This is a genomic window from Aerococcus sp. 150760013-2, assembly GCF_053627715.1.
In genome coordinates, this window is record NZ_JBSEYI010000026.1 from 1 (window position 1) to 3,127 (window position 3,127).

1 rRNA gene is annotated in these 3,127 nt (G+C 49.0%); it reads left to right on the forward strand.

What is annotated here, in order from left to right:
- Positions 1-160 precede the first annotated feature (160 nt).
- A 23S ribosomal RNA gene (locus ACUW85_RS09430) occupies positions 161-3,064 on the forward strand.
- Positions 3,065-3,127: the final 63 nt, after the last annotated feature.

Below are 3,127 nucleotides of genomic sequence, written 5' to 3' on the forward strand. Positions count from 1 at the left end.
ATTTTGTTCTTTGAAAACTGAATACTGTAAGTAATAAACCTCTTATTTAATTATTTTCTACCAGGAGATAATTAATATAAGAAATTCCAATTTTACCAAGAGTAAAAAAACCAATAAAAGTAAGCAAATTACTTTTCGCGAATCATACAACTTAACCAATGGTTAAGTGAATAAGGGCGCACGGTGGATGCCTTGGCACTAGGAGCCGATGAAGGACGGGACTAACACCGATATGCTTCGGGGAGCTGTAAGTAAGCTTTGATCCGGAGATTTCCGAATGGGGAAACCCAATTGCTTTGATAGGCAATTACTCAACTACGAATACATAGTAGTTTGAGAGGAAGACGCAGGGAACTGAAACATCTCATTACCTGTAGGAAGAGAAAGAAAATTCGATTTCCTGAGTAGCGGCGAGCGAAACGGAAAGAGCCCAAACCAAAGAGCTTGCTCTTTGGGGTTGTAGGACAGACGATATGTAGTTAAAGATTTAGTCGAATGGCATGGGAAGGCCAATCACAGAGGGTGACAATCCCGTAGACGAAAGATCAATAACGCTAGTCTGTATCCTGAGTACGGCGGAACACGTGTAATTCCGTCGGAATCCGGGAGGACCATCTCCCAAGGCTAAATACTCCCTAGTGACCGATAGTGAACCAGTACCGTGAGGGAAAGGTGAAAAGCACCCCGGAAGGGGAGTGAAATAGTACCTGAAACCGTGCGCTTACAAGCAGTCAGAGCCCGTTAATGGGTGATGGCGTACTTTTTGTAGAACGGACCGGCGAGTTACGATTGCATGCAAGGTTAAGTTGAAGAAACGGAGCCATAGCGAAAGCGAGTCTGAATAGGGCGTCGAGTATGTAGTCGTATACCCGAAACCAAGTGACCTACCCATGTGCAGGGTGAAGGTGCGGTAAAACGCACTGGAGGCCCGAACCCACGTCTGTTGAAAAAGGCGGGGATGACGTGTGGGTAGCGGAGAAATTCCAATCGAACTTGGAGATAGCTGGTTCTCTCCGAAATAGCTTTAGGGCTAGCCTCGGATGATGAATATTGGAGGTAGAGCACTGTTTGATCTAGGGGTCCATCTAGGATTACCGAAATCTGATAAACTCCGAATGCCAAATATTTTAATCCGGGAGTCAAACTGCGAGTGATAAGATCCGTAGTTGAAAGGGAAACAGCCCAGACCACCAGCTAAGGTCCCAAAGTTTCAGTTAAGTGGAAAAGGATGTGGGGTTGCTTAGACAACTAGGATGTTGGCTCAGAAGCAGCCATCATTTAAAGAGTGCGTAATAGCTCACTAGTCGAGTGACCCTGCGCCGAAAATGTACCGGGGCTAAACTGAACACCGAAGCTGTGGATATCCGCATGGATATGGTAGGAGAGCGTTCTAAGGGCAGAGAAGCAAGATCGAGAGGACTTGTGGAGCGCTTAGAAGTGAGAATGCCGGTATGAGTAGCGAAAGACGGGTGAGAATCCCGTCCACCGTATGACTAAGGTTTCCTGGGGAAGGCTCGTCCTCCCAGGGTTAGTCGGGACCTAAGCCGAGACCGAAAGGTGTAGGCGATGGACAACAGGTTGAGATTCCTGTACTTGTTTGTATTGTTTGACCAAAGGAAGGACGCAGGAGGCTAAGCAGAGCACGTTATTGGATTCGTGTTCAAGCAGTGAGTCTGACACAGAGTGAAATGCTTCGTGTTAAAGACAAGCTGTGATGAGGAGGGAAATATAGTACCGAAGCTGCTGACGTCACACTGCCAAGAAAAGTTTCTAGTTAGATACAAACAACCCGTACCGCAAACCGACACAGGTAGTCGAGGAGAGCATCCTAAGGTGAGCGAGCGAACTCTCGTTAAGGAACTCGGCAAAATAACCCCGTAACTTCGGGAGAAGGGGTGCTGACCATTTGGTCAGCCGCAGTGAATAGGCCCAAGCGACTGTTTATCAAAAACACAGGTCTCTGCTAAATCGAAAGATGACGTATAGGGGCTGACGCCTGCCCGGTGCTGGAAGGTTAAGAGGAGTGCTTAGCATTAGCGAAGGTACGAATTGAAGCCCCAGTAAACGGCGGCCGTAACTATAACGGTCCTAAGGTAGCGAAATTCCTTGTCAGGTAAGTTCTGACCCGCACGAAAGGCGTAACGATTTGGGCACTGTCTCAACGAGAGACTCGGTGAAATTGTAGTACCAGTGAAGATGCTGGTTACCCGCGACAGGACGGAAAGACCCCATGGAGCTTTACTGCAGGTTGATATTGAGTGTCTGTGTGACATGTACAGGATAGGTAGGAGCCATTGAAGCCGGAACGCTAGTTTCGGTGGAGGCGCTGGTGGGATACTACCCTTGTGACATGGCCACTCTAACCCGCGACCGTAATCCGGTCGGGAGACAGTGTCAGTCGGGCAGTTTGACTGGGGCGGTCGCCTCCTAAAATGTAACGGAGGCGCCCAAAGGTTCCCTCAGAATGGTTGGAAATCATTCGTAGAGTGTAAAGGCAGAAGGGAGCTTGACTGCGAGACCTACAAGTCGAGCAGGGACGAAAGTCGGGCTTAGTGATCCGGTGGTTCCGCATGGAAGGGCCATCGCTCAACGGATAAAAGCTACCCTGGGGATAACAGGCTTATCTCCCCCAAGAGTTCACATCGACGGGGAGGTTTGGCACCTCGATGTCGGCTCATCGCATCCTGGGGCTGAAGTCGGTCCCAAGGGTTGGGCTGTTCGCCCATTAAAGCGGTACGCGAGCTGGGTTCAGAACGTCGTGAGACAGTTCGGTCCCTATCCGTCGCGGGCGTTGGAAATTTGAGAGGAGCTGTCCTTAGTACGAGAGGACCGGGATGGACACACCGCTGGTGTACCAGTTGTTCTGCCAAGAGCATCGCTGGGTAGCTATGTGTGGATGGGATAAACGCTGAAAGCATCTAAGCGTGAAGCCCTCCTCAAGATGAGATTTCCCATATCTTTAAGATAGTAAGACCCCTGAGAGACGATCAGGTAGATAGGCTAGAAGTGGAAGTGCAGCGATGTATGGAGCGGACTAGTACTAATCGGTCGAGGACTTATCCAATGGATATAAGATTGTATGATGGAATGGTAGACGACTTACAGATTCAGTTTTGAGCGAACAAAA